Genomic DNA, 20,326 nt, shown 5'->3' on the forward strand with positions numbered 1-20,326 from the left:
CCGAGCGGCGGAGCATCCCTGTTACCTATCTTCCTAGGATGCCGTAGCGGTGGTGTGGCCGCTCACCACGGGAGAACTCCCGCGCACCCACTCGCACGGACCACCGCGTTGGCCTAGGGTCAGCAGAAGAACGCGGCGAGGGGAGGAGGCGGTCGGTGGGACTGCGGACCTTCCTCCAGGGCTGGCCGGTGTACCGGCAGCTCACCGGCACCGACCCGCTCGGTCGGGGAGCCGCCGCGCAGTCCGCCCGTTCGCGGGCGCTCACCCCGCGTACCGAGACCGCCGACCGGGTGGCCCGCTCGGTGTGTCCGTACTGCGCGGTGGGGTGCGGGCAGCGGGTGTTCGTCAAGGACGAGCGGGTGACCCAGATCGAGGGCGACCCGGACAGCCCGATCTCGCGGGGCCGGTTGTGCCCGAAGGGGTCGGCCAGCAAGTCCCTGGTGACCAGTCCGCTGCGGCAGACGAAGGTCCGGTACCGGCGTCCGTACGGCACCCAGTGGGAGGACCTGGAGCTCGACACGGCGCTGGACATGATCGCCGACCGGATCCTCGCCGCGCGGGAGGAGACCTGGGAGGACGTCGACGTCGAGGGACGCCCGCTGAACCGGACGCTGGGAATCTCCAGCCTGGGCGGGGCGACGCTGGACAACGAGGAGAACTACCTCATCAAGAAGTTGTTCACCGCGATGGGGGCGCTCCAGATCGAGAACCAGGCGCGGATTTGACACTCCGCCACCGTCCCCGGTCTGGGGGCCAGCTTCGGTCGCGGTGGTGCGACGGACTTCCAGCAGGACGTCGCCAACGCTGACGTCATCGTCATCCAGGGCTCGAACATGGCCGAGGCCCACCCGGTGGGGTTCCAGTGGGTGATGGAGGCGAAGCGGCGCGGCGCCAGGGTGTTCCACGTCGATCCCCGGTTCACCCGGACCAGCGCGCTCGCGGACACGTACCTGCCGATCCGGGCGGGCACGGACATCGCGCTGCTCGGCGGGGTGGTCCGGTACATCCTGGAGAACGAGCTGGACTTCCGGGAGTACGTGTTGGCGTACACCAACGCGGCGACGATCGTGAGCGAGGACTTCGCCGACACCGAGGACGGTGACGGGTTCTTCTCCGGGTTCGACCCGGAGACCGGTGCGTACGTCCAGGACAGCTGGCAGTACGCCGGGCACGAGGGTGACTCGGGTGCCGGGCACACCGCCGGTGAGCGGGACCATGCGGCGGGTATGGAGCACGAGTCGCACGGTGCGCCGGTGCACGGTCAGGTGCAGCGGGACGAGACGTTGCAGCATCCGCGCTGTGTGTACCAGATCCTGCGGCGGCACTTCGCGCGGTACACCCCGGAGATGGTGGAGCGGGTCTGTGGCATTCCGCAGGAGAAGTTCCTGGAGTTGGCGCGGGCGTGGACGGAGAACTCGGGTCGGGAGCGGACCGGGTGTCTGATCTATTCGGTGGGGTGGACGCAGCACAGCGTGGGGGTGCAGTACATCCGGACCGGGGCGATCATCCAGTTGTTGCTGGGGAACGTGGGTCGGCCGGGTGGTGGGGTGCTGGCGCTGCGGGGGCACGCGAGTATCCAGGGGTCGACGGACATTCCGACGTTGTTCAATCTGCTGCCGGGCTACCTGCCGATGCCGAGACACGACGCGCACGTGACGTTCGACGACTGGGTGGGGAGCATCTCGCATCCGGGGCAGAAGGGGTTCTGGGGTAACGCGCGGGCGTACGCGGCGAGTCTGTTGAAGGCGTACTGGGGGGACGCGGCGACGCCGGAGAACGACTTCTGTTACGGGTACCTGCCGCGGCTGACCGGTGACCACGGGACGTACCAGCAGGTGTTGAACATGATCGACGGGAAGGTGAAGGGGTACTTCCTGTTGGGTCAGAATCCGGCGGTGGGTTCGGCGCACGGTCGGGCGCAGCGGTTGGGGATGGCGAACCTGGACTGGTTGGTGGTCCGGGACCTTTTCCTGATCGAGAGTGCGACGTTCTGGCGGAATTCGCCGGAGGTGGAGACCGGGGAGATCGTGCCGGAGGAGTGCCGGACGGAGGTGTTCTTCCTGCCGGCGGCGTCGCACGTGGAGAAGGAGGGCACGTTCACCCAGACGCAGCGGTTGTTGCAGTGGCGGGAGAAGGCGGTGGATCCGCCGGGTGACTGCCGGTCGGAGTTGTGGTTCTTCTACCACCTGGGGTTGCGGCTGCGGGAGCGGCTGGCGGCGTCGACGTTGCCCCGGGATCGGGCGTTGTTGGATCTGACCTGGGACTATCCGACGCATGGCCGGTTCGCGGAGCCGAGTGCGGAGGCGGTGCTGCGGGAGATCAACGGGTTCGAGGTGGGGTCGGGTCGGTTGTTGTCGTCGTTCGCGGAGGCGGCGGACGACGGGTCGACGGCGGTGGGGTGCTGGATCTACAGCGGGGTGTTCGCCGACGGGGTGAACCAGGCGGCGCGGCGTCGGTCGCGGCACGAGCAGGACTGGGTGGCGGCGGAGTGGGGTTGGGCGTGGCCGGCGAACCGGCGGACGTTGTACAACCGGGCTTCGGCGGATCCGGAGGGTCGGCCGTGGAGTGAGCGGAAACGGTACGTGTGGTGGGACTCCGACGCGGGGGAGTGGACGGGGTACGACGTGCCGGACTTCGAGCGGACGAAGCCGCCGTCGTATCGGCCTCCGGAGGGGGCGAGTGGCACGGCGGGGATCGCGGGTGACGATCCGTTCGTGATGCAGAGTGACGGCAAGGGTTGGTTGTACGCGCCGAGTGGGGTGTTGGACGGGCCGTTGCCGACGCATTTCGAGCCGGCGGAGTCGCCGGTGCGGAATCCGTTGTACGGGCAGCAGGCGAATCCGACGCGGAAGGTGTACGGGCATCGGGTGAACTCGGTGAATCCGTCGCCGCCGCAGGCGCATTCCGAGGTGTTTCCGTTCGTGTTCACGGTGAGTCGGTTGACGGAGCATCACACGGCGGGTGGCATGAGCCGGACGGTGGGGCCGTTGGCGGAGTTGCAGCCGGAGATGTTCGTGGAGGTGTCGCCGGAGTTGGCGGCCGAGCGGGGGTTGGCGCATCTGGGGTGGGCGCATCTGGTTTCGGGTCGGGCGGTGATCGAGGCGCGGGTGTTGGTGACGGACCGGTTGACGCCGTTGCGGGTGGAGGGCCGGGTGGTGCACCAGGTGTGGTTGCCGTACCACTTCGGGTCCGAGGGTCTGGTGACGGGTGATTCGGCGAACGACCTGTTCGGGATCACGTTGGATCCGAATGTGTTGATCCAGGAGAGCAAGGTCGGTACGTGCGACGTGCGGGTGGGTCGGCGGCCGAGGGGTGCGGCGTTGCGGGGGCTGGTGGCGGAGTATCGGCGGCGGGCGGGGTTGCCGCCGGAGGCGGTGGGCGCGGACGGGGAGGGTGATGGTGGTTGACGGGGACAGCCTGTTCGGGCCGGTGGATCCGGTGTCGGACGCGGGTTGGTCGGATGCGCCGCCGCGGATGGGTTTCTTCACCGACACGAGCGTGTGTATCGGGTGCAAGGCGTGTGAGGTGGCGTGCAAGGAGTGGAACGGGGTGCCCGGGTCGGGTCTGGACCTGTTGGGCATGTCGTATGACAACACGGGGGCGTTGACGGCGAATTCGTGGCGGCATGTGGCGTTCGTGGAGCAGCCGCGGCGGGTGGGGTCGTCGGGTTCGGGGGCGTTCGCGGGTGCGCCGACGGGTGGGTCGGCGGGTGCGGTGAGTGCCGGGGTGGCGGCGGGGTCGTCGCATGATTCGGGTACGCGGCCGGGGTTGTCGACGGGTTCGTCGGAGGCGGCGGGTCGGATGGCCGGTGGGGGGCCGCAGTTTCTGGGGATGCCGGGTTCGCAGCCGCCGGGGCGGGCGGGTGACGGTGGGGGCCGGTCGGATTTCCGCTGGTTGATGATGTCGGACGTGTGTAAGCACTGCACGCATGCGGCGTGTCTGGACGTGTGTCCGACGGGGTCGTTGTTCCGGACGGAGTTCGGGACGGTGGTGGTGCAGGAGGACATCTGCAACGGGTGTGGGTACTGCGTTCCGGCGTGTCCGTACGGGGTGATCGACCAGCGGCGCGGTGATGGTCGGGTGTGGAAGTGCACGTTGTGTTACGACCGGATCGGTGCGGGGGCGATGCCGGCGTGTGCGCAGGCGTGTCCGACGGAGTCGATCCAGTACGGGCCGTTGGAGGAGTTGCGGGAGCGGGCGGCGGCGCGGGTGGCGGTGCTGCACGAGCAGGGGGTGCCGGAGGCGCGGTTGTACGGTCACGATCCGGGTGACGGGGTGGGTGGGGATGGTGCGTTCTTCCTGTTGCTGGATGAGCCGGAGGTGTACGGGTTGCCGCCGGATCCGGTGGTGACGACGCGGGATCTGCCGCGGATGTGGCGGCGGGCGGGGGTGGCGGCGTTGGCGATGGCGGCGGCGGCGGTGGCGGCGTTCGTGGGGGGTTCGTCGTGACGGGGCCGGTGGGGCGTCGCCGGGGTGGTCGTGGTGAGGAGGTGGCGGTTCCGCCGGTGGAGTTCACCTCGTACTACGGGCGGCCGGTGGTGAAGGCGCCGGTGTGGCGGTGGGACATTCCGGCGTACCTGTTCACCGGGGGGCTGGCGGCGGGGTCGTCGTTGCTGGCGGTGGGGGGTCAGGTGACGGGTCGGCCGGTGTTGCGGCGGGCGGGTCGGCTGGTGGCGTTGGGTGCGGTGGGGGCGAGCACGGTTTTCCTGGTGCACGATCTGGGGCGGCCGGCGCGGTTCCATCACATGTTGCGGGTGGCGAAGGTGACCTCGCCGATGTCGGTGGGGACGTGGATTCTGGCGGTGTTCGGGCCGGCGGCGGGGGTGGCGGCGGTGGCGGAGGCCGCGCCGTGGTTGCCGCGCCGTGGGGTGTGGGGTGTGGCGGGTCGGGTGTTGCCGCCGGTGGGGCGGGGTGCCGGGTGGGTGGCGGCGGTGGCGGCGCCGGCGTTGGCGACGTACACGGGGGTGTTGTTGGCGGACACGGCGGTGCCGTCGTGGCATGAGGCGTGGCCGGAGTTGCCGGTGGTGTTCGCGGGGAGCGCGTTGGCCAGTGGTGCGGGGGTGGGCCTGGTGGTGGCGCCGGTGGGGCAGGCGGGGCCGGCGCGGCGGATGGCGGTGGCGGGTGCGGCGATGGAGTTGGTCGGCGCGCATCGGGTGGAGACCCGGTTGGGGTTGTTGAGTGAGCCGTACCGGGCGGGGTTGGCGGGTGGCTTGTTGCGGGCGGGTCGGGTGTTGACGGCGGCCGGGGTGGTGGGGGCGCTGCTGGGGCGGCGGAGTCGGGTGGTGTCGGCGGTGTCGGGGGTGGCGTTGCTGGCGGCGTCGGTGGCGACGCGGTTCGGGATCTTCCATGGTGGGGTGGCGTCGGCGCGGGATCCGAAGTACACGGTGGTGCCGCAGCGGCAGCGGTTGGATCGGCGGGCGGGGGGCCGGTAGGCGACCTTGTCGCGTGGGTGGTCCGTTGGTGTGGTTTAGTGCGGGTGGAGGCGTTCAGGCGGCTGGTGCCCCTCCCGGTCTTCAAAACCGGTGTGGCCCGGGATCCGGGTCAGGCGGGTTCGATTCCCGTCCGTCTCCGCCAGCGTGCGCAGGGTCGGGTGGTGGGTGTGGGGGCGGATGATCCGCGGCGGCGGGTGCCGCGTACGGATGTGGTGCTGGCGGATCCTCGGCTTGTCGCGGCGGTCGGGGTGTGGGGCCGGGAGCGGGTCAAGGCGGCGGTCGTCGGGGCGCAGCGGCGGGCGCGGGCCGGGGAGATCGGTCCGGAGGAGGTGCCGGCGGCGGCGGTGGCGTCGTTGCCGGCGGTGTTGCCGCGGCGGGTGGTGAACGCGACCGGGGTGGTGTTGCACACGAACCTGGGTCGGGCGGCGTTGGGTGTGCCGGCGGTGGAGGCGGTGGTGGCCGCGGCGGGGCACACGGACGTGGAGTTGGATCTGCGGACGGGGCGGCGGGCGCGGCGGGGCCGGGACGCGGTGGAGGCGTTGGCGGCGGCGGTGCCGGCGGCCGGTGCGGCGCATGTGGTGAACAACGGTGCGGCGGCGTTGGTGTTGGCGGCGACGGCGTTGGCGGCGGGCCGGGAGATCGTGGTCAGCCGGGGTGAGCTGGTGGAGATCGGTGACGGGTTCCGGTTGCCGGATCTGCTGGTGAGTACGGGGGCGCGGTTGCGGGAGGTGGGCACCACCAACCGGACGTCGGTGGCGGACTACGCGGCGGCGGTGGGTCCGCAGACGGGTTTCGTGTTGAAGGTGCATCCGTCGAATTTCGTGGTGTCGGGGTTCACCGCGTCGGTGTCGGTGGCGGAGCTGGTGCCGTTGGGGGCGCCGGTGGTGGTGGACATCGGGTCGGGGTTGTTGGCGCCGGATCCGGTGTTGCCGGGGGAGCCGGATGCGGCGAGTGCGTTGCGGGCGGGGGCGGCGTTGGTGACGGCCAGTGGGGACAAGTTGTTGGGTGGTCCGCAGGCCGGGTTGTTGTGGGGTGCGGTGGAGGTGGTGGAGCGGCTGCGGCGGCATCCGCTGGCGCGGGCGTTGCGGGTGGACAAGTTGACCCTGGCGGCGTTGGCGGCGACGGTGCGGGATCCGGCGACGCCGACGTGGCGGGCGTTGCGGGCGGATGCGGCGGGGCTGCGGGTGCGGGCGGACCGGTTGCGGGACGCGCTGGTCGTCCAGGGGTGTCCGGCCGAGGTGGTGGAGTGCGTGTCGGTGGTCGGTGGGGGTGGTGCTCCGGGGGTGGAGTTGCCGTCGTGGGCGGTGGCGTTGCCGGAGCGGTTCGCGGAGCCGTTGCGGGTGGGGGATCCGCCGGTGCTGGGTCGGGTGGTGCGGGGTCGGCTGGTGCTGGATCTGCGGTGTGTGCCGGATTCGGTGGACGAGGTGGTGCGCGCGGCGGTGCTGCGGGTGGCGGGTTGAGCATGTGGGTGGTGGCGACCGCCGGGCATGTGGATCACGGCAAGTCGACGTTGGTGCGGGCGTTGACGGGGATGGAGCCGGACCGGTGGGCCGAGGAGCGGCGCCGGGGCATGACGATCGATCTGGGGTTCGGGTGGACGTCGTTGCCGTCGGGGGCGACGGTGGCGTTCGTGGACGTGCCGGGGCATGAGCGGTTCGTGCCGAACATGTTGGCCGGGGTGGGGCCGGTGCCGGCGGCGTTGCTGGTGGTGGCGGCGGATGAGGGGTGGATGCCGCAGTCGGCGGAGCACCTGGCGGTGTTGGACGCGCTCGGGGTGGCGTACGGGTTGGTGGCGGTGACCCGGGCTGATCTGGCGGATCCGGGGCCGGTGGTGGCGCGGGCGCGGGCGGAGGTGGCCGGGACGTCGTTGGGGTCGGTGGAGGTGGTGCCGGTCAGTGCGGTGACGGGGGCGGGTCTGCCGGCGTTGCGGGCGGCGTTGGACCGGTTGGGGGCGCGGTTGCCGGCGCCGGTGGTGGACGCGCCGGTGCGGTTGTGGGTGGATCGGTGTTTCACGGTGCGGGGCAGCGGCACGGTGGTCACGGGCACGCTCGGGGCGGGGCGGCTGCGGGTCGGCGACGAGGTGGAGGTGGCTGCCGACGGGACGCGGGTGCGGGTGCGGGGTCTGCACCGGCTGGGGGTGGCCCGGGACGAGGTGTCGGCGGTGGCGCGGGTGGCGGTGAATCTGCGGGGGGTGGCGCGGGAGCGGGTGGCGCGGGGGGACGCGCTGGTGACGCCGGACGGGTTCGGTCGGTCGGATCTGGTGGACGTGCGGGTGTCGGGGGAGCCGGTGGCGGACCTGCCGGGGTCGGTGATGCTGCATGTCGGGTCGGCGGCGGTGCCGGTGCGGGTGCGGCCGTTGGGGGCGGACACGGCCCGGTTGCGGTTGGCGCGGCCGTTGCCGTTGCTGGTGGGGGATCGGGCGGTGCTGCGGGATCCGGGGCGGCGGTTGGTGGCCGGTGGGGTGACGGTGTTGGATGTGGCGCCGCCGCCGTTGGCGCGTCGGGGTGCGGCGGTGGCGCGGGCGCGGGTGCTGGCGGGGTTGGACGGGCGGGCCGACGCGGTGGGGGAGGTGCGGCGTCGGCGGTTGGTGCGGGCGTCGGATCTGGTGCGGATGGGGGTACCGGTGACGGCGGCGCCGGTGGTGGGGGACTGGCTGGTCGATCCGGAGCACTGGGCGTGGTTGGGGGCGCGGCTGGTGGCGGAGGTGTCCCGGTACGGCGGGGAGCATCCGTTGGAGCCGGGGGTGCCGGTGGAGGTGCTGCGGCAGCGGTTGGGGTTGCCGGAGCGGTCGTTGGTGGAGGCGCTGGTGCGGGCTCCGCTGCGGGTGCGGGGTGGTCGGGTGGTTGCGGGGCCGGTGGCGGGGTTGCCGGAGCCGGTGGCGCGGGCGGTGGACGGGTTGCGGGCGCAGTTGCGGTCGCGGCCGTTCCGGGCGCCGGAGGCGGACCGGCTCGTCGAGTTGGGGTTGGGGCCGCGGGAGGTCGCGGCGGCGGTGCGGGCGGGGCTGCTGGTGCGGTTGGCGGGCGGTGTGGTGCTGCTGCCGGGGGCGGTGGAGGAGGCGGCGGCGGTGTTGGCGGGGTTGCCGCAGCCGTTCACGCTCAGCGCGGCGCGGCAGGCGTTGGACACGACCCGTCGGGTGGCGGTGCCGTTGTTGGAGCTGCTGGACGGTCGGGGGGTGACCCGCCGGTTGCCGGGGGACGTGCGCACGGTGGTGGCGCGCTGACCGTCCGGGCCGGTTGCGTGGTTCGGGGCGGGGCGGGGTGGGCCGGTGGTTACGGTGGGCGCATGGACCCTTCGGCGGTCTGGCGGGACCGGCTGCACCGGTGGCGGATCGAGGCGTACCGGGCTCCTGATCTGCGGTTCGCGATCGTCGCGACGAACGGGACGACGGAGTCCGCGCCGGTCTGGTTGTTCGGGATGTCGGCGTTGGCGCGGTGGTTGATGACCCATTCGATCGAGTTGGGTGACCTGGAGCGGGGCTGACCGGCGGCGCGGACCGGGGGGTTGCGGTGGGGGGTCTGCTGGGGCAGGTGGCGCTGGTCGTGGTGCTGGTGCTGGTCAACGGCGCGTTGGCGGGCAGTGAGATGGCGCTGGTGTCGTTGCGGGAGGGGCAGGTGCGGCGGCTGGCGCAGGCGGGTGGTCGCGGCGCCCGGCTGGCGCGGTTGGCTCACGATCCGAACCGGTACCTGGCGACGATCCAGTTGGGCATCACGTTGGCGGGGTTCCTGGCGTCGGCGGCGGCGGCGGTGTCGTTGGCGCGTCCGCTGGTGGGGCCGTTGGGGTTTCTGGGGCGGGCGGCGCAGCCGGCGGCGGTGCTGGCGGTGACGGTGGTGTTGACGTTCGTCACGCTGGTGGTGGGGGAGTTGGCGCCCAAGCGGCTGGCGATGCAGCGGTCGGAGCGGTGGGGGCTGCGGGCCGCGGTGGCGTTGGACGCGGTGGCGTGGGTGGCGCGACCGGCGGTGTGGTTGTTGAGCGTGGCCACCGACGCGGTGGTGCGGGTGGTGGGTGGTAATCCGCGGGCGCGGCGGGAGGAGGTGACCGAGGAGGAGCTGCGGGAGATGCTGGTCGGTCAGCGGGGCCTGTCGACGCAGCAGCGGGAGATCCTGACCGGCGCGTTCGACATCGCCGGTCGGACGGTGCGGCAGGTGCTGGTGGCCCGGCGGGACGTGCTGGTGTTGCCGGCGGACGTGTCGCCGGGGGAGGGGATGCGGCGGCTGGCGCAGGCGGGCCGGTCGCGGGCGCCGGTGACCGGTGGCGGCGGGTTGGACGACGTGGTGGGCGTGGTGCACATCCGGGACCTGGTGGGGGCGGGCGCGTCGACGGTGGCGGGTCGGGCCCGGCCGCCGTTGCTGCTGCCGGGGTCGGTGCCGGTGGCGGAGGCGATGCGCCGGTTGCGGGTGGAGCGGGAACGGCTGGCGCTGGTGGTCGACGAGTGGGGCGGGGTCGACGGGATCGTCACCATGGAGGACCTGCTGGAGGAGGTCGTCGGGGAGTTGTACGACGAGACGGACCGGGACGTGCGGGCGGTGGTGCGGGAGCCGGACGGGGCGTTGCTGCTGCCGGGTGACTTTCCGTTGCACGATCTGCCGGACGTGGGAGTGCCGTTGGGGTTCGCGGTGCCGGGGGAGTACACGACGGTGGCGGGTCTGGTGTTGGCGGGTCTGGGTCACGTGCCTCGGGGGGTGGGTGAGACGGTCTGTCTGCCGGGGTTGACGGTGCAGGTGGTGCGGGTGGTCGACCGGGCGGTGTGTCGGGTGCGGGTGCGGGTGGCGGCGGACGGGTCGCCGGGCTGCCGGGACGGTGCCGGCGCGCCCCGGCGGCCGTCGCCGGGCTCGTCGGCTGCGTCGGGGGGTGCGTCGTCGGGTTGACCGGTGGGCCGCGCCACCCGGTCGGGTGACCCCCGGCATTGTTTCCTTTTCGCTGCTTTTGTGGCGTTTACTGTCGGTGGGGTGAAGGATCGAGGACTACGCACGTTCGTCACCGTGCTGGCCGGCCTGGTGGTGCTGTACTTCGGTAGCACGGGACGGGATCCGGGCCAGGAGGGCCGGGTCTCCAACGGGGTGATCGTCCTGGCGCTGGTGGCCGCGCTGCTGGTGTGGAACCTGACCAGGCCGGGCGGCTCGGCGGCCAAGTAGACGTCCCGGCGCGGCCGGTGGGTCAGCCCGCCGAGGCCGCGGCGGTGACCTCGGCGGCGGACTGCTCACCCAGGGCCACCCGCACCAGCGCGGCGGTGAGCCGGCCGACATCGGCCGGGTCGACCAGGGCCGCCAGGTCCGTGGCCGAGGCGGGCAGACCCAGCCGGGTCGCGCCCGCCAGGGCCCGCCGGTCGGCGAAGGGCCGGACGTCCGCCCAGACCGTCTGCACCTCGCGCAGGAAGATGTCCGCGCCGGTGGGACCGATTCCCGGGAACTCGGTGAGCAGCCGCCGTAGCGTCGTCGGGTCACCGTCGGTGGCGGCGTGCAGCCGCCGCAGGTCGCCGCGCCACCGGTCCAGGCACAGCCGCGCTCCGGTGCCGAGCATCGTGGCGGTCCGTTCGTCGTAGCGGCGGTAGTGGCCGCGTCCCAACGCGTCGACCCGCTCCTGCCAGGTGGCGGCCTCCATCCGCTGCGGGGTGCGCCAGCCGGCGGCGAACAGCGCCCGCGCGGCGGACACCGCCACCCGCGCCCGGATCCGGGTGCTCAGCAGGGTGGCCAGGACCAGCAGCTGGTACAGGGCGGCGGGCCGGTCGGCCAGCCGGATCCCGGCCTGGTCGGCGTAGGTGTGGGGCTGGCGGCGCAGCAGGGCCCGCGCCACCGCGCGGTGGTCGCTCACCGCTGGGATGTACCCGGGCCGCGGCCGATCAGCCCCGCCGGGCGCCGACGATTCCCCGTCCCCGTCGGGCCGGTGCCCGACGGTCGTGGGGAGCCGGCCCCGCCCGGTGCGATGCCGCATGGGCCCGTCCGGCCCGGGTAACCGGTGCGCGGCGGCGCACCGCCGCGCACCATCCCGACGGAAGGAGACCCCGTGTCGAACCCACAGCAGCCGGAGTTGCGGCGCAACGCCCGTAACGACGCCGTGCAGGACGCCAAGGGACCCGGTGTCGCGGGGCATCCGCTCGGCGGTTCCCGCACCGGCGACCGGGGTCGGCCGGTACCGCGCGGGCAGACCTCACCGTACGGGCCGGCCGACGAGCAGGTCGCCGACGACGACAGCGAGGGCCGGGGCTAACACCGGCGGGGCGGCCGCAGCCGGTACCAGGTGGCGGCGGCCGCCCCGCCGTACGCCAGGTGCGGCACGACGTCGGCCAGCCAGTCCGCGCGGCTCCACCGGCGGGGGTCGGTCACCCGCAGGGCCGTCATCGACCCGCCGGAGAGCGCCATCACCCCCGCGCCGAGCAGCCCCACGGCCACCGGCGGTGTCGGCGTACGGCGGACGGCGGCCACCGCGAACAGCACGCCGACCCCCACCCCCAGGCCGTAGCCGAGCAGGGGCCCGAGGCCGGCGCGCCGGTTGGCGGCCCGCTGCCCGCCGCCCAGGCCGACGTGCGCGGCGTCGGCCAGCCGGCCGGCGGTCTCGTCCGGGGTGCTGCTGGCCGGACGGCCCCGCAGCACCATGTCCAGGTAGCTGACCGCGTTCAGCGCGGCACTGCCGACCGCGCCCGCGATCATCCCGTCGGTGGCCACCCGCCTCATCGCGGATCACCCGGCTCCCGTTCGCCCTTCGGGCCGAAGGTCCGCTCGCCGCGCACCACGCCCCGTCGGCCCTGCTCCTTGCGCAGGATCCGGTTGGCGACCTCGTTGGCGTCGTCGTCGGCGGCCTGTCCGGTGTTCTCGACGAGCGTGCGTAGTCGGGCCCGTTCCTTGTCGTACGCGTTGCTGCCCGGTCGTGGTCCCGCCATGCCCCCGCCTCCCTTGCGAGTCGTCGTGGCCGTTGGCGTACGCCGTGTACCCGCCGCGCACCCGCCCATGCCGTGCGTACGGGTGGCAGGCCGGTCAGTGCGGGGCGCGGACCACGGCCACCGGGCAGTGGCTGTGGTGCAGCACCGACTGGCTCACCGACCCGAGCAGCAGGCCGGTCAGTTCACCGCGTCCCCGCGCCCCCACCACGAGCAGCTGCGCCTGCCGGGACGCCTCGGTCAGCGCCGGGCCGGGCCGGGCGTGGACCACCTGCGGGGTCACCGGCACCTGCGGATACCGTTCGGGCAGCCCGGCCAGGGCATCGGTGAGTACCCGTTCCTCGTCGTCGCGCAGCGCCCCCCGCTCGTGCACCAGGGGTTGCATGTCCCCGGGGCCGGTGGAGGCCGGATGCCGGTAGGCGTGTACCGCCCGCAGTTCGGTGCCCCGCCACGCCGCCTGTTCGGCGGCGACCTGCACGGCGAGCCGGGACAGCTCGGAGCCGTCCACCCCGACGACCACCGGACCGGTCGTCCGGTCGGCGCCCCGGGCCACCAGCACCGGGCAGTCGGCGTACGCGGCGACCTGGATCGCCACCGATCCGACCAGCAGCGAGGTGAACCCGCCCAGGCCCCGGTCGCCGACGACGAGCATGGTGGCGGTGAGGGACTCGCCGAGCAGCACGGCGGCGGCGCCACCGTCGATGATCTCCCCGGTTACCGGGAGGTCCGGCACGGTCGTGCGGGCCGCGTCGACGGCCTCCCCGACGATCCGGTGGGCCTGCTGCCGCAGGCCGCTGCCGGGTGGTCCGCCGGCCGGTGGGGCGCCGCTGACGTGCAGCAGCGGCCAGATGAACGCGTGCACCACGCGCAGTGGCCGGCGTCGCCGGTCGGCCTCCACGGCGGCCAGGCGCACCGCGCGTAGCCCCTGCGGCGACCCGTCCACCCCGACCACCACCGCCGCGCCGTCCGCCGCGTTCACCGTGCCTCCCTCCGCGCGCCGTCCTGTCCCGTCCCGCCCGGCGGGCGGGCGGGATCGTCCGGGCCCAGTATCAGGGCCGGGGGCGGCGTGCCGTGGCGATACCGGCCAGGACGCCGGTCGGTACGCTGTCGGCGACCACTGTGGAGGGGGACGAGACGACGATGGCCGAGCCGACCGCACCGAGCACCGCCCGGATGATCGACTTCTGGCTCGGTGGGAGCGACCACTTCCCGGTCGACGTGGCCGCCGCGGGCGCCTTCGAGCAGGCCTACGGGCCGTGTGCGCCGGTGTTCCGGTCGCTGCGGGCGTTCCTCGGCCGGGCGGTGCGGCACATCGCCGACGCCGGGGTGGACTCCTTCCTGGTCTTCGGCGCAGGTGTGCCGACCTGCGGCAACGTGCACGAGGTGGTGCCCGAGGCGACCGTCCTCTACACCGACGTGGATCCGGTGGCGGTCGAGGTCGGCCGGCGGCTGCTCGCCGGCCACGAGCGGGTGGGCTACGCCCTGGCCGACGCGACCGACGTGGGCGGCGTCGACCCGGCGTTGTGGGCGCGGTACCTGCCCGGCTGGGGGGAGCGGCCGGTGGGGCTGGTCTTCCTCGGGCTGGCCGCGTTCCTCGACGACGACACCCTGGCCCGCACCCTCGACGGCCTGTACGAGGCGGTGGCGCCGGGCAGCCGGCTGGCTGTCGACTTCGACACCGAGGAACTCGCCGGCTACCCGCAGGCGCTGGCGATGATGGGTCCGGCGTTCCGGATGCGAGCGCCGGAGTCGTTCCCCCGGCTGCTGGGGCGCTGGCAGCCCACCGCCGACGGGATCGTGCCGGTGGCCCGGTGGCGGCCGTCGGGCACCCCGGAGGCGGTGCCCGACGCGTTCCACGGGGCGGTGGCGGTGAAACCCGTCGGGTGACCGCGGGCGAGGGGCCCGCGACGTCCTCCGTATGCTTGCTTGCCGTAGGGCAACAGTTTCTCGGAGGAATCCATGCCGCAGGCGCCCGCGTCGGTGTCGCGCGCGTTACGTCAGGCCCCACCCGACCGGTTGGTGGAGGTCGCCGACCGGCTCATCCGCTCGTCGACCGGCGCCCTGCGGACAGACGTCTTCATCGCCGACTACCGGATCACCGGCCTGTGGCCGGTGCTCGACCCGATGCTGTCCGACGCCGGGCCGCTGCCCGGCAACGGCGGTGCCCCCCGGTGCTTCCGTGGCCAGCAGCCGGTCCTCGACGACTCGGGGGACGGGCACTGCCGGCTGTGGCTGCCGCTGACGGTGTGGGGGGAACGCCTCGGCGTGCTGCTGGTCGAGCTGGCCGCGTCGCCGGGTGAGGACCTGCTCGCCTGGCTCGGGGAGGTCGCCGGGGACCTGGCGGTGGCGTTGCGCGCCGCCGACCGGGAAACCGACCGGTACCGCCGGGTACGGCGGCGGGAACGGCTGACCCTGGCCGCCGAGATGCAGTGGGACCTGCTGCCCGGACGCAGCCTGACCCATCCCGCGTTCCTGCTGGCCGGGCAGCTCGAACCGGCCTACTCCGTCGGCGGGGACCACTTCGACTGGTCGCTGGACGCCGACCGGCTGACCGTGACGGTGCTCAACGGCACCGGCAGTGGGCTGCCGGCCGCCCTGCTGACCTCGGTGACCGTCAACGCGATGCGCAACGCCCGCCGTTCCGGCGGGAGCCTCGTGGAGCAGGCCGAGCTGGCCTCCGACACGCTCTTCTACCAGCATCGCGGTACCCGGCACGTGGCCACCCTGCTGCTGGAGGTGGACGTGTCCACCGGGCGGGTACGGGCGGTCGACGCCGGCTCCCCGCACCTGATGCGCGCCCGCGCCGCCGTGGTGCAGCGGATCCCGCTGGAACAGCAGCTGCCCCTGGGCATGTTCGCCGACACCCGCTACGACGTGCAGGAGTTCGACCTGGAGCCGGGGGACCGGCTGTTCGTGGTCAGCGACGGGGTCTACGCGGCGGACCCGGTCGGCGCGGAGCCGTACGGGCAGCGGGCGATGGCTCGGGCCATGCGGTCGACACGGCTGCAACCGGCGGCCGAGGCGGTTGGTACGGTGATGCGCGAACTGCACGCCTACCACGCTGACGCCGATCTGCGCGATGATGCGGTGGTCGTGTGCCTCGACTGGCGGGGAAGTCCGCGCCAGGACGGGCGGGAGCAGTAGCCGAACGTGCGGGGACGACCCGCACGGGACAAATCGCAGGGGACATCGGGTGGAGCGACCTCCGAATCTGGCCGCGGCGGTCGAGGCTGCGGCCGGGGCTCTCGTCGGTGTGCTGGAGTCGGCCGCCTCCCGGCACAGTGTGTCGGTGCCGCCGACCCAGCTGCGCGTGCTGTCGATCATCACCGAACGGCCGGGCACCAACGTCAACCGGTTGGCCGAGCTGCTGGACGTCGTACCGTCGTCGGCGAGTCGGCTCTGCGACCGGCTGGAGGCGACCGGGCTGGTGCGTCGGGTCGCCGATCCCCGGGACCGGCGTGAGGTGCACCTGATGCCGACGCCGGCGGCGGAGAACCTGCTGCGGGAGATCAAGGAACGCCGGTACCGGGCCGTGCAGGCGGTGCTGGACCGGATGCCGAACCGGGCGCAGCACGAGCTGCTGCTGGCCCTGCTGGCCTTCGGGCAGGCGGCGGCGCTCGGCGAACCGGTGCCCGCGCAACGCGACCCGGCGGCCCGGACCGCCTGACGCTCTCCCGTCACCCCGAACATCCTAGGACGGATTAGTGGTGGTGTACGCCACCACAGCACCGGACGTACCAGGTCACACCCACCCGTCTCCAACGACCGTCGGCACAGGCGGGCGACGGGAGCCGGATATAGTGGCACCGCGAATCGGCGGCCCATGATCGTCAGGACCACGGGCCGGGGGTTCACGTCAGCGCCCCCGAGACGGGGCAGAGGGTGCCGGCGACCGCCGGCCGGCAACGCGCACGTCCCTCCGCAGCGCCCCGACCATCGGCCGGGCGTCGGACCGTGTCGCGAGGGGAGGCTCGGTGTCGCGTCGGCAGGCTCGGACGGGGCACGTCCAGCCCTCCGCGGACACCGTCGACCCGTCGACGGACGCGGGCTCACGGGTGTGGACCGTGCCGAACCTGATCAGCTTCGTCCGGCTGCTCGGGGTGCCGCTCTTCCTCTACCTGTTCCTCGCCGTCGAGGCCGACGTCGCCGCGATCGTGGTGCTGGCCATCGGCGGCACCACCGACTGGGTCGACGGCTGGGTGGCCCGGCGGCTGCGCCAGGTCAGCCGGCTGGGGGAGCTGCTCGACCCGTTCGCCGACCGCCTCTACATCCTCGCCACGCTGCTCGCGTTCACCGCGCGGGAGGTGGTGCCGTGGCAGTTCACCGCCGCGCTGCTCGGCCGGGAACTGCTGCTGCTCGGCGCGCTCGCCGTGCTGCGCCGCCACGGTTACGGCCCCCCGCCGGTGCACTACGTCGGCAAGACGGCCACGTTCGTGCTGCTGGCCGCCTTCCCGATCCTGCTGCTGGCGGCGACCACCCCGGCCGTGGCGACGGCCGCCGCGGCGATCGGCTGGGGCCTGGCCTGGTGGGGTCTGGTGCTCTACTGGGTGGCCGGCGCGTTCTACGTGGTGCAGGCCGGCCAGTTGGTGCGCCGCCGCGGCGGCGGAGCGGCGGCATGACCGACACCCCACGTGCCGGGGACGACCCCGGCCCCCGCGACGGCGGCGGCCGGGGCGACCGGGTCTTCGCGCCGGACTTCCTCACCGAGCTGTTCCGCAACCCCCTCGACCAGGGGTACGCCGACGCGGCGGCCCGCCGGCGGACGCACCCGCCGTCGCCGGGACGCCTGCGGTCGGGCCGGGCGGTCAGCGCGGTGGTGCTGGTGGCGCTGGGGTTCCTGTTCGCGGTGGCGTACCGGCAGACCGTGGCGGAGGAACCCGACCGCAGTCAGGCCCGCTCCGGGCTGGTGAGCCAGATCCGGGACCGGCAGGAGGAGACCGACCGGTTGACCCGCCGTGCGGAGCAGCTGCGCGAGGAGGTCACCCGGCAGCGGGACGCGGCGTTGACCCGCAGTGCCGCGGCCCGGCTGCGGGACCTGGAGGCGACGACCGGGCTGGGTCGGGTGCGGGGCGACGGCGTGGTGGTGCAGCTCGCCGACGCCCCCGGTAACCAGGACGCGGTCACCGGCGCCGGTGGTCCCGGCCCGGGGAGGGTGCTGTACCGGGACCTGCAACTGGTGGCGAACGCGTTGTGGGCGGCGGGCGCGGAGGCGATCGCGGTCAACGACCAGCGGCTGACCTCGACGTCGACGATCCGTTCGGCCGGTGAGGCGATCCTGGTGGACTTCCGGCCGGTGACGGGTCCGTACCGGGTCTCGGCGATCGGGCCGGACGGGATGCGCCGCCAGTTCGAGGCGAGCACCGCCGCGGCGCTGCTGCGGCGGGTCGCCGACCAGACCGGCCTGTCGTTCGGTTCCCGGCAGGCCGAGGGCCTGACGTTGCCGGAGGCGGCCACCAACTCGCAGTTGCGCTACGCCCGCCCACCGGTGACGGAGTCGCCGTCGCCGTCCCCGTCGTCGCCGGCGGCGGCGGGTTCTTCCAGTGTTCCCCGGCCGTCCGGGTCGGGAACCTCGTCCCCCAGCCCTTCCGGAGGTGGCCGATGATCGCGGTGTTGGCGTTGATCGCCGGTGTGGTGCTCGGGGTGTACCTGGATCCCACCGTTCCCGCCGGCTTGCAGCCGTACCTGCCGATCGCCGTGGTCGCGGCGCTGGACGCGGTCTTCGGCGGGGTACGCGCGAAGTTGGACCGGATCTTCGACGACAAGCAGTTCGTCGTGTCGTTCATCTCGAACGTGCTGGTCGCCGGGCTGATCGTGTACCTGGGCGACCAGCTGGGTGTGGGTGGGCAGCTCTCCACGGGGGTGGTGGTCGTGCTGGGCGTGCGGATCTTCGGGAACGTGGCGGCGATCCGCCGGCACCTGTTCCGGGCGTAGGTTGGTCAGTGATGAGCGACGAGCAGAGTGACACCGGCACCGGGTGGCCCGAGCCGACCGGGCCGTCCCGGCCCACCGGGCCGGCGGCCGAGCCGGACCCGCGTCCCGACGCACCCGACCCGGACGAGACCGCACCGCTGCGGGCTACCCCGTCGCGGGAGGGGGCCGGTTCCGACGACGACCGGTCCGACGGCGCCGAGGCCACCGTCGACCTGACCCGGGCGGCGGGCGGGGCCGGGCCGGCGAAGCGGATGAGTTCCGCGTCGGTGATGATCGCGGTGCTGCTGGCGTTGCTGGGTTTCACCCTGGTGGTGCAGTTGAAGACCACCTCGACCGATCCGACCCTGTCGGCGGCCCGGCAGGAGGACCTGGTGCGGATCCTCTCGGATCTCGATGCCCGGGAGAACCGGTTGCGGCAGGACATCGCCGAGTTGGAGGAGAGCCAGCGGCAGTTGGCCTCCGGCGCGCAGGGGCGGGAGGCGGCGCTGGAGGAGGCGGCGCGCCGCGCCGACGAGCTGGGGATCCTGGCGGGTACGTTGCCGGCGACCGGTCCGGGGCTGACGATCCGGATCAGTGGCAGTGGCAAGTCGGTCCCGGCGAGTCGGGTCCTCGACGCGGTGCAGGAGCTGCGGGGCGCGGGCGCGGAGGCGATGCAGATCTCCGGTGGGGTCGGGTCGCCGGCACGGATCATCGCGTCGACGTATTTCCTGGACGGCGAGGGTGGTGGCCTGGTCGTCGACGGCCGGCGGATGACCGGGCCGTATTCGATCACGGTGATCGGTGATCCGGCGACGATGCGAACCGCCTTGAACATTCCCGGCGGGGTGGCCGCATCGATCAAGGGTGACGGCGGTAACGTGAGCTTTGAGGATCGTGAGGTCGCCGAGGTTTCGGCACTGCACGAACCGATCACGTTGGAACACGCCCGTCCGGTCTCCTGACCGGTGGGCGGCGCCGGGTTCGTCCCGGCGCGCCGTTTGGTCAGCACGAGGACGAAGGACGCGTCTGGTGATTCCTGAGGACCTGCGATACACCGCCGAGCACGAGTGGGTGGCGGGTGACGGCAGCGGCCCGGTGCGGGTCGGCATCACCCACTACGCCCAGGACGCGTTGGGTGACATCGTGTACGTCCAGTTGCCGGACGAGGGTGTGGTGGTGGCGGCCGGTGAGCCGCTGGGCGAGATCGAGTCGACCAAGAGCGTGTCGGAGATCTACGCACCGGTGGGCGGGACGGTGGCGGCGCGCAACGATGCGCTCGGCGACACGCCCGAGGTGATCAACACGGATCCGTACGGTGCGGGTTGGTTGTTGGAGATCCGACCGGACGATCCGGGTGCGGTGGCGGGTCTGCTGACCCCGGCCGCGTACCGGGACGTCATCGGGGGCTGAGTCCTCCGGTCCGGATCGTGCGGTGTCTCCGCGCGTCCGGTTGCCCTGCATTTCGGCGCTGGCTAGGCTCGCCCAGTCGACCGAGAAACCAAATAGTTGCGCGTCGTGGAAAATTGCCTTCCCGGGCCCGGGGAGCCAGCCGCCGGGTGGTCCTGAGCCCGGCGGCCAAGACCGGTCTTTACCCGACGCCGACCGAACAGATCCGTGAGGTGGTCCCATGACGCGCCCAGACGACGAGTTCCCCCCGCTCGACGTCACGTCGACGCTCAATCTCGGTTCGCTCGACGACGTTCTCGAGGGTCCTGACACCGACGTGGTGCCGACCCGGATGTCCGGTTCGCTGCCGCCGGGCATGGCGTTGCTGGTGGTCCGTCGCGGGCCGAACGCCGGTGCCCGGTTCCTGCTGGACCACGACGTGACGACCAGTGGCCGGCATCCGGACAGTGACATCTTCCTCGACGACGTGACGGTGTCCCGGCGGCACGCCGAGTTCCACCGGGACAGCGGCACGTTCACCGTGCGGGACGTGGGGAGCCTCAACGGCACGTACGTCAACCGGGAGCGGGTGGAGGCGGCGACGCTGAGCAACGGTGACGAGGTCCAGATCGGTAAGTTCCGGGTCGTGTTCATCGCCGGTCCGCGCCCGGAGGAGGAGGCCGGCCGGGGGTGAACGAGCCTGCGGCCTCCATGCCGCCCGGGGCGG

22 protein-coding genes and 1 tRNA gene are annotated in these 20,326 nt (G+C 73.3%); 19 read left to right on the forward strand and 4 right to left on the reverse strand.

Annotated elements, in window-relative coordinates:
* The first annotated feature begins 155 nt into the window (after positions 1–155).
* From fdh to AB0F58_RS27185, 9 genes are all read left to right on the forward strand, one after another.
* Positions 156–3,407 carry a formate dehydrogenase gene (fdh, locus tag AB0F58_RS27145; RefSeq protein WP_357148695.1) on the forward strand — a complete coding sequence of 1,084 codons (3,252 nt, stop codon included), beginning with the start codon at positions 156–158 and terminating at the stop codon, positions 3,405–3,407.
* Positions 3,397–4,449 (forward strand): 4Fe-4S dicluster domain-containing protein, encoded by a 1,053-nt coding sequence (locus AB0F58_RS27150; RefSeq protein WP_357148698.1) that lies wholly within the window; start codon positions 3,397–3,399, stop codon positions 4,447–4,449. Before fdh ends, AB0F58_RS27150 begins: the two co-directional genes overlap by 11 nt.
* Positions 4,446–5,432, forward strand: a complete 987-nt coding sequence (gene nrfD, locus AB0F58_RS27155) for an NrfD/PsrC family molybdoenzyme membrane anchor subunit (protein WP_357148701.1) — start codon at positions 4,446–4,448, stop codon at positions 5,430–5,432. Before AB0F58_RS27150 ends, nrfD begins: the two co-directional genes overlap by 4 nt.
* Before the next feature lie 46 nt (positions 5,433–5,478).
* Positions 5,479–5,574, forward strand: a tRNA-Sec gene (locus tag AB0F58_RS27160).
* A 25-nt stretch (positions 5,575–5,599) separates the two neighbouring features.
* Entirely contained in the window at positions 5,600–6,892 is a 1,293-nt protein-coding gene (gene selA / locus AB0F58_RS27165) for an L-seryl-tRNA(Sec) selenium transferase (RefSeq protein ID WP_357148704.1), read from the forward strand.
* A 2-nt stretch (positions 6,893–6,894) separates the two neighbouring features.
* Positions 6,895–8,652 (forward strand): selenocysteine-specific translation elongation factor, encoded by a 1,758-nt coding sequence (gene selB / locus AB0F58_RS27170; protein WP_357148891.1) that lies wholly within the window; start codon positions 6,895–6,897, stop codon positions 8,650–8,652.
* Positions 8,653–8,714: 62 nt separating this feature from the next.
* Positions 8,715–8,912 carry a hypothetical protein gene (locus AB0F58_RS27175; RefSeq protein ID WP_357148707.1) on the forward strand — a complete coding sequence of 66 codons (198 nt, stop codon included), beginning with the start codon at positions 8,715–8,717 and terminating at the stop codon, positions 8,910–8,912.
* A gap of 26 nt (positions 8,913–8,938) precedes the next feature.
* On the forward strand, positions 8,939–10,297 hold the full coding sequence (locus AB0F58_RS27180; protein WP_357148710.1) for a hemolysin family protein: 1,359 nt from the start codon (positions 8,939–8,941) through the stop codon (positions 10,295–10,297).
* 81 nt (positions 10,298–10,378) lie between these two features.
* A complete protein-coding gene (locus tag AB0F58_RS27185) occupies positions 10,379–10,564 on the forward strand; it encodes a hypothetical protein (RefSeq protein WP_357148712.1) in 186 nt (61 codons plus the stop codon).
* A gap of 22 nt (positions 10,565–10,586) precedes the next feature.
* On the opposite strand, the gene AB0F58_RS27190 is transcribed toward AB0F58_RS27185, so the two are convergent.
* On the reverse strand, positions 10,587–11,240 hold the full coding sequence (locus AB0F58_RS27190) for a hypothetical protein (protein WP_357148715.1): 654 nt from the start codon (positions 11,238–11,240) through the stop codon (positions 10,587–10,589).
* 192 nt (positions 11,241–11,432) lie between these two features.
* Between AB0F58_RS27190 and AB0F58_RS27195 the strand changes: the two genes are divergently transcribed.
* On the forward strand, positions 11,433–11,636 hold the full coding sequence (locus AB0F58_RS27195) for a hypothetical protein (protein ID WP_357148718.1): 204 nt from the start codon (positions 11,433–11,435) through the stop codon (positions 11,634–11,636).
* Here the strand turns inward: AB0F58_RS27195 and AB0F58_RS27200 are convergent.
* The 3 genes from AB0F58_RS27200 to AB0F58_RS27210 form a co-directional block, all read right to left on the reverse strand.
* Positions 11,633–12,100 carry a hypothetical protein gene (locus AB0F58_RS27200; protein ID WP_357148720.1) on the reverse strand — a complete coding sequence of 156 codons (468 nt, stop codon included), beginning with the start codon at positions 12,098–12,100 and terminating at the stop codon, positions 11,633–11,635. The two genes, AB0F58_RS27195 and AB0F58_RS27200, sit on opposite strands and share 4 nt — an antisense overlap.
* Entirely contained in the window at positions 12,097–12,306 is a 210-nt protein-coding gene (locus AB0F58_RS27205; protein WP_357148723.1) for a phosphatidylethanolamine-binding protein, read from the reverse strand. Before AB0F58_RS27205 ends, AB0F58_RS27200 begins: the two co-directional genes overlap by 4 nt.
* A 94-nt stretch (positions 12,307–12,400) precedes the next feature.
* Positions 12,401–13,282 (reverse strand): universal stress protein, encoded by an 882-nt coding sequence (locus AB0F58_RS27210; RefSeq protein ID WP_357148725.1) that lies wholly within the window; start codon positions 13,280–13,282, stop codon positions 12,401–12,403.
* Between the two features lie 161 nt (positions 13,283–13,443).
* On the opposite strand from AB0F58_RS27210, the gene AB0F58_RS27215 reads away from it, so the two are divergent.
* The 9 genes from AB0F58_RS27215 to AB0F58_RS27255 all read left to right on the forward strand — a co-directional run bounded on the left by AB0F58_RS27215 (position 13,444) and on the right by AB0F58_RS27255 (position 20,293).
* Positions 13,444–14,190 (forward strand): SAM-dependent methyltransferase, encoded by a 747-nt coding sequence (locus AB0F58_RS27215; protein ID WP_357148728.1) that lies wholly within the window; start codon positions 13,444–13,446, stop codon positions 14,188–14,190.
* Between the two features lie 72 nt (positions 14,191–14,262).
* Positions 14,263–15,447 carry a PP2C family protein-serine/threonine phosphatase gene (locus AB0F58_RS27220; RefSeq protein WP_357148731.1) on the forward strand — a complete coding sequence of 395 codons (1,185 nt, stop codon included), beginning with the start codon at positions 14,263–14,265 and terminating at the stop codon, positions 15,445–15,447.
* 49 nt (positions 15,448–15,496) lie between these two features.
* Positions 15,497–15,970, forward strand: a complete 474-nt coding sequence (locus tag AB0F58_RS27225; protein WP_357148734.1) for a MarR family transcriptional regulator — start codon at positions 15,497–15,499, stop codon at positions 15,968–15,970.
* Positions 15,971–16,358: 388 nt separating this feature from the next.
* The gene (locus AB0F58_RS27230) at positions 16,359–16,922 is read left to right on the forward strand and encodes a CDP-alcohol phosphatidyltransferase family protein (protein WP_357148894.1); all 564 of its coding nucleotides are present in this window, start codon (positions 16,359–16,361) and stop codon (positions 16,920–16,922) included.
* On the forward strand, positions 16,919–17,905 hold the full coding sequence (locus tag AB0F58_RS27235) for a DUF881 domain-containing protein (RefSeq protein WP_357148737.1): 987 nt from the start codon (positions 16,919–16,921) through the stop codon (positions 17,903–17,905). Before AB0F58_RS27230 ends, AB0F58_RS27235 begins: the two co-directional genes overlap by 4 nt.
* The gene (locus tag AB0F58_RS27240; protein ID WP_088983906.1) at positions 17,902–18,234 is read left to right on the forward strand and encodes a small basic family protein; all 333 of its coding nucleotides are present in this window, start codon (positions 17,902–17,904) and stop codon (positions 18,232–18,234) included. Before AB0F58_RS27235 ends, AB0F58_RS27240 begins: the two co-directional genes overlap by 4 nt.
* Positions 18,235–18,242: 8 nt before the next feature.
* Positions 18,243–19,175 carry a DUF881 domain-containing protein gene (locus tag AB0F58_RS27245; protein ID WP_357148741.1) on the forward strand — a complete coding sequence of 311 codons (933 nt, stop codon included), beginning with the start codon at positions 18,243–18,245 and terminating at the stop codon, positions 19,173–19,175.
* A 67-nt stretch (positions 19,176–19,242) separates the two neighbouring features.
* A complete protein-coding gene (gene gcvH, locus AB0F58_RS27250) occupies positions 19,243–19,623 on the forward strand; it encodes a glycine cleavage system protein GcvH (RefSeq protein WP_357148743.1) in 381 nt (126 codons plus the stop codon).
* A 217-nt stretch (positions 19,624–19,840) separates the two neighbouring features.
* The gene (locus AB0F58_RS27255) at positions 19,841–20,293 is read left to right on the forward strand and encodes an FHA domain-containing protein (RefSeq protein WP_357148746.1); all 453 of its coding nucleotides are present in this window, start codon (positions 19,841–19,843) and stop codon (positions 20,291–20,293) included.
* Positions 20,294–20,326 lie beyond the last annotated feature (33 nt).

The sequence above is a fragment of the Micromonospora sp. NPDC023956 genome (genome assembly GCF_040639195.1).
Classification (GTDB): Bacteria; Actinomycetota; Actinomycetes; order Mycobacteriales; family Micromonosporaceae; genus Micromonospora.